At 57.5% G+C, this 4,480-nt stretch carries 8 protein-coding genes; all 8 read right to left on the bottom strand.

The window, feature by feature from the left end; all coding sequences use genetic code 11:
• Positions 1-313 (bottom strand): DUF7844 domain-containing protein (locus AC1DVH_RS26670; protein ID WP_477756310.1); only part of this gene is annotated, 313 nt, incomplete at its 3' end.
• On the bottom strand, positions 310-630 hold the full coding sequence (locus tag AC1DVH_RS26665) for a DUF2388 domain-containing protein (RefSeq protein WP_108231768.1): 321 nt from the start codon (positions 628-630) through the stop codon (positions 310-312). The genes AC1DVH_RS26670 and AC1DVH_RS26665, both read right to left, overlap by 4 nt.
• A 27-nt stretch (positions 631-657) precedes the next feature.
• Positions 658-975, bottom strand: coding sequence for a DUF2388 domain-containing protein (locus AC1DVH_RS26660; RefSeq protein WP_477756309.1), 318 nt, complete (start codon positions 973-975; stop codon positions 658-660).
• Positions 976-1,082: 107 nt separating this feature from the next.
• Positions 1,083-1,403, bottom strand: coding sequence for a DUF2388 domain-containing protein (locus AC1DVH_RS26655; protein ID WP_477756308.1), 321 nt, complete (start codon positions 1,401-1,403; stop codon positions 1,083-1,085).
• A 142-nt stretch (positions 1,404-1,545) separates the two neighbouring features.
• Positions 1,546-1,755 (bottom strand): DUF1127 domain-containing protein, encoded by a 210-nt coding sequence (locus tag AC1DVH_RS26650; RefSeq protein WP_477756312.1) that lies wholly within the window; start codon positions 1,753-1,755, stop codon positions 1,546-1,548.
• 258 nt (positions 1,756-2,013) lie between these two features.
• On the bottom strand, positions 2,014-2,166 hold the full coding sequence (locus tag AC1DVH_RS26645; RefSeq protein ID WP_477756311.1) for a DUF1127 domain-containing protein: 153 nt from the start codon (positions 2,164-2,166) through the stop codon (positions 2,014-2,016).
• 382 nt (positions 2,167-2,548) lie between these two features.
• Positions 2,549-4,042 carry an acetyl-CoA hydrolase/transferase family protein gene (locus AC1DVH_RS26640; protein WP_008018492.1) on the bottom strand — a complete coding sequence of 498 codons (1,494 nt, stop codon included), beginning with the start codon at positions 4,040-4,042 and terminating at the stop codon, positions 2,549-2,551.
• Positions 4,043-4,255: 213 nt separating this feature from the next.
• Positions 4,256-4,480: NAD(P)(+) transhydrogenase (Re/Si-specific) subunit beta (locus AC1DVH_RS26635; RefSeq protein ID WP_477756307.1), on the bottom strand; the 225-nt coding region annotated here is incomplete at its 5' end.

Below are 4,480 nucleotides of genomic sequence, written 5' to 3'. Positions count from 1 at the left end.
TCCTCGTCGCGGCGCTGCCATCGGTGAGGCCGGCCAGCAGGTTGCGGTTCAGATCGAGCTCGGACACCAGTGATGCCTGACCGTAGGCGTTGCGTGGCATGTCATCGGTCCAGCCGACGTCGATGCGTCGATCGAGTTGCTCGATAAAGCGTGGCGGCAGCGCCTGCATGGCTTCATCGAGCAACGCCTGGCTGGCTTGCTGTTGCGCGGGCGTCAGGCCTTCGGTCTTGAGCTGTAACTGAAGGCCTGCGTGGGCCGTGTTGCCGAGCAGCAACAGGGCCCCGGCCAGCAGCCAGGCGCATGGACGCTTCACAGTGCGAGGATGGCTTCGGCGAGGTCCTGGTCACTGGCGTCACGGGCTTCCGGCACGCGGGTGCGCAGCAAATCGAAGGCGGATTCCAGGTGAGCGCCACGAATGTCGCCATTGCTGGCAACGAAACTGGCGGCGTCGTCCTGGGCTTCGCGCACGATTTTCGAATCGCGAATGGACGTGGTGGTGTCGGAGGTGAAATCGAGGGTGCGCTGGGTGGCGCGGATCAGCATGTTACTGGTGGCAACCAGAGTATGTGCCTGGGACACATCGGCCAACAGCAGCAGGCCTAAGGTGGCAGCAATCAGCGGGTTACGCATGGAACGACTCCAGAAAAACAGGGATAACTATTGGACGAGAATTGCTTGTGCCAGTTCAAGGTCGCTGGCATGAAGTTTTGCCTGGGATCGGCGCAGATACCGCAGGGCCGACTCCAGTCGTGCGCCTCTCAGTTGGCCATCACTGGCAATGAATGCCGCAGCGTCATCCTGGGCGGCGAGCAGCAGTTTATGGTCGAAGGGGGCGCTGGTCACCAAACTTGTGGCGTAACCGCTGGCGACGATGCCTTGGGTGGACAGATTGAAGGCGTCATAAGCGTGGGCCGATCCGCAGTAACCAAGGGTAAGAAAGACTGGAGCGATCAAGAGACTTGAAGGAAAACGCATGAGACTCGACAGGTGAAAATGAGTCACAAGGCTAGCGCAAGGCCCGATCTAGAGCCAGCGTCGAAACATTGGGGCGCGCCGGGCGTGCCCCATGTCTGTGCAGTCGTTTAGATCGTCAGGATCGCTTGCGCCAGTTGGGCGTCGGTTGCGTTCAGCTGTGGCGCCTGGCGGTGAATGTGGTCGATGGCGCTTTCCAGTTTCACGCCGCGGATGGAACCTTCACTGGCGACGAAGCTGGCAGCGTCGTCACGGGCCGCGAGGACGATCTTGTCATCCTTGAACGAAGACGAGACGACATCGGTAGTCGCATCGGACGTGGCTTTGAGTGCATTGACGACAGCATCCGTGGTCACGATGAAGCTGCTGGCTTGGGCACTGGCAGCTACGGCAAACAGGGCTGCAGCGCTGAGCAGACGGAGACGGGACATGGGTAACTCCTTTGTGTAAACCAATTGAAAAATGGCGCAGTGTCTGCAAAGTCAGACGCCAGGCGCTTGGCGCTCGCCACGTTCTGGTTTGATATTAGGCCTGAGTGTGTCAGTTCGAACAGCCCGTCATGCAAACAGGAAGTCAGCGCCAGAACGGTTTATCCAATTCATTGATGCGGTCGGCGTGGCTGATACCAAGATCTGATAGCTGACAATCATCGAGTTGAGCCAGTAAACGTCGTGTTCTCGCCCTTTCGAGACTAGCGAACAGTCCTGTTAACAGATCTCTGACCCAGTTCAGGCAAGGTCTCGATTGAATTTCGGGCGTGGAAACATCCTGTAAAGAATTCATGGCGCGGTCCCTGTCCTGATAAGTGGAGAGCTTCATGCTGACACCCGCCGAATATCCATTACAGACACACTACGGCAATATTGTACTCATTCAGTTAGTGCTTTTTGCAAACTGTACTGGTGTTGAGGATTCCCTACTGTCAGACCGGATTTGACAGGCCAAAACGACAAAACCCGTCGTGGTTTCCCACGACGGGTCTTGTTTTTTCAATTCGGGTTGCTGGCGGTGGACCTTCAGGTCAGAGCCAGCGACGCTAACTTAGCGCCAGAACGGCTTGCTCAGCTCTTCGTAGCGTTGTGCTTCGCTAATCCCGGCGTCAGCCAGCAGACGCGAGTCCAGGCGAGCCAGTTGATGGCGGCTGGTGATGCGGCGCTGCCACAGCATCAGGTTGGYGATAACGCGCAGAGGCATGGAAGCCTGGGTTTTTGCAGCAGTGTCTTGAAAGAACAGATCGGAACTGAGTGTACGTTCCATGGTGGTCATCCTTCCGCTTATGGCGGGATTAGGTAGTGGTTTAACTGGTGCCCATGATCCTCTCGTTTGCCTAGTCCCTGTAGATACAGTTTATCTGTATTGTGAGGGCTCAGTTAACTGTTTATAGGGGGTGTACTGGTCGAAATAGAGGCAACTGTACCTGTCCGCACTATTAAGGTGCGAAATTGCTGTTTTTGTCCGATTGGGTAGGAATTTTCCCTAGGAAATGACCGGTACAGCAGTACAGTTTTTTTCATATTGCGAAGAGGCAAGAGCAAGCTGACGAAACTGTGTTTGCGCCAGCTGCTATCTGTACCAATTACTTCTTCAGCATTTGCCCGGTTTCTTCCAGGTTTATGTGCCAGCTCAAGGCGTCACGCAGAATGTGCGGGGTGTGCCCGCCGATGGCGCATGCGGCGGTGAAGTAATCATTCAGCGCCTGGCGGTAATCCGGGTGCACGCACTTGTCGATGATGACCCGGGCACGCTCCCGCGGTGCCAGGCCTCGCAGGTCTGCCAGACCGACTTCGGTCACGAGGATGTCGACGTCATGTTCGGTATGGTCAACGTGGCTCACCATCGGCACCACACTGGAGATCGCACCACCCTTGGCGATCGACTTGGTCACGAACACGGACAGGTGCGCGTTGCGCGCGAAGTCGCCCGAGCCACCGATGCCGTTCATCATCCGTGTACCGCAGACATGGGTGGAGTTGACGTTGCCATATATGTCGAACTCCAGGGCGGTGTTGATGCCGATGATGCCGAGACGGCGCACGACTTCAGGGTGGTTGGAGATCTCCTGCGGACGCAGGACCAGTTTGTCCTTGTAGCGCTCCAGATTGCCGAACACGTCGGCATTGCGCCGGCTCGACAGGGTGATCGAACTGCCCGAAGCAAAACTCAGCTTGCCCGCATCGATCAGGTCGAAGGTCGAATCCTGCAGCACCTCGGAATACATCGTCAGGTCTTCGAACGGCGAGTCGATCAGGCCACACATCACCGAGTTGGCGATGGTGCCGATACCGGCCTGTAGCGGGCCGAGCTTGTTGGTCATGCGTCCGGCTGCCACTTCCTGTTTGAAGAAGTCGATCAGGTGGTCGGCAATGGCTTGGGTCTCGGCGTCCGGCGCCAGCACAGTGGAGGGCGAGTCAGCCTGGTTGGTGACCACGATGGCAACGATTTTTTCCGCTGGAATCGGGATGGCAGTGCTGCCGATGCGGTCGTCGACTTTGACCAATGGAATCGGGGTGCGGGTCGGACGATAGGTCGGGATATAGATGTCGTGCAGGCCTTCGAGGTTGGGGTTGTGTGCCATGTTGATCTCGACAATCACGTGCTTGGCGAAAATCGCGAAGCTGGCCGAGTTGCCGACCGAGGTGGTTGGCACGATATGCCCTTGCTCGGTGATCGCCACGGCTTCAATCACGGCAATGTCCGGCAGTTTCAATTGCTGGTTGCGCAATTGCTCCACGGTTTCCGACAAGTGCTGGTCGATGAACATGACTTCRCCGGCATTGATCGCCTTACGCAGGGTGCTGTCGACCTGAAACGGCATGCGTCGCGATAGCACGCCAGCTTCGGTCAACTGCTTGTCGAGGTCGTTGCCCAGGCTCGCGCCGGTCATCAGGCTGATCTTCAGCGGCGTGACCTTGGCGCGCTCGGCCAGCGCCTGGGGGACGGCCTTGGCTTCGCCGGCGCGAGTAAAGCCACTCATGCCGACGGTCATGCCGTCCTCAATCAGAGCGGCAGCGTCGGCAGCGCTCATCACTTTGTCCAACAACGAAGGCAGGCGAATACGGTCACGGTACATGGATTGTTATCTCGGGCAACAGGTAGCAGGACGTGCAGTCTAGTGAATTGCGCCAGCTTCTGTCCCGCTACCAAGGTCGCAATCGAGGCGTCTATTCCGGGCCTTTCAAGCAAAACACCGTTACCGGATCGGTAACAAAAGAATAGTTTGTCCGACGATTTGCGCAAACAAAAACGCCCCGACGAGTCGGGGCGTTCTGTGTGCCGTAGAAGGTTAGTCGACGGCTTTGACCATGTCTTCGATGACCTTTTTCGCGTCGCCGAACACCATCATGGTTTTATCCAGGTAGAACAGTTCGTTGTCCAGACCGGCGTAGCCGCTGGCCATCGAGCGCTTGTTGACGATGATGGTCTTGGCCTTGAACGCCTCGAGGATCGGCATGCCGGCAATCGGCGATTTCGGATCGTTCTTCGCCGCCGGGTTGGCCACGTCGTTGGC

It is taken from the genome of Pseudomonas sp. P4_C3, from assembly GCF_056402075.1.
The sequence above is the reverse complement of the archived record's forward strand: the minus strand, read 5'-3'. Positions and strand labels throughout refer to the sequence as shown.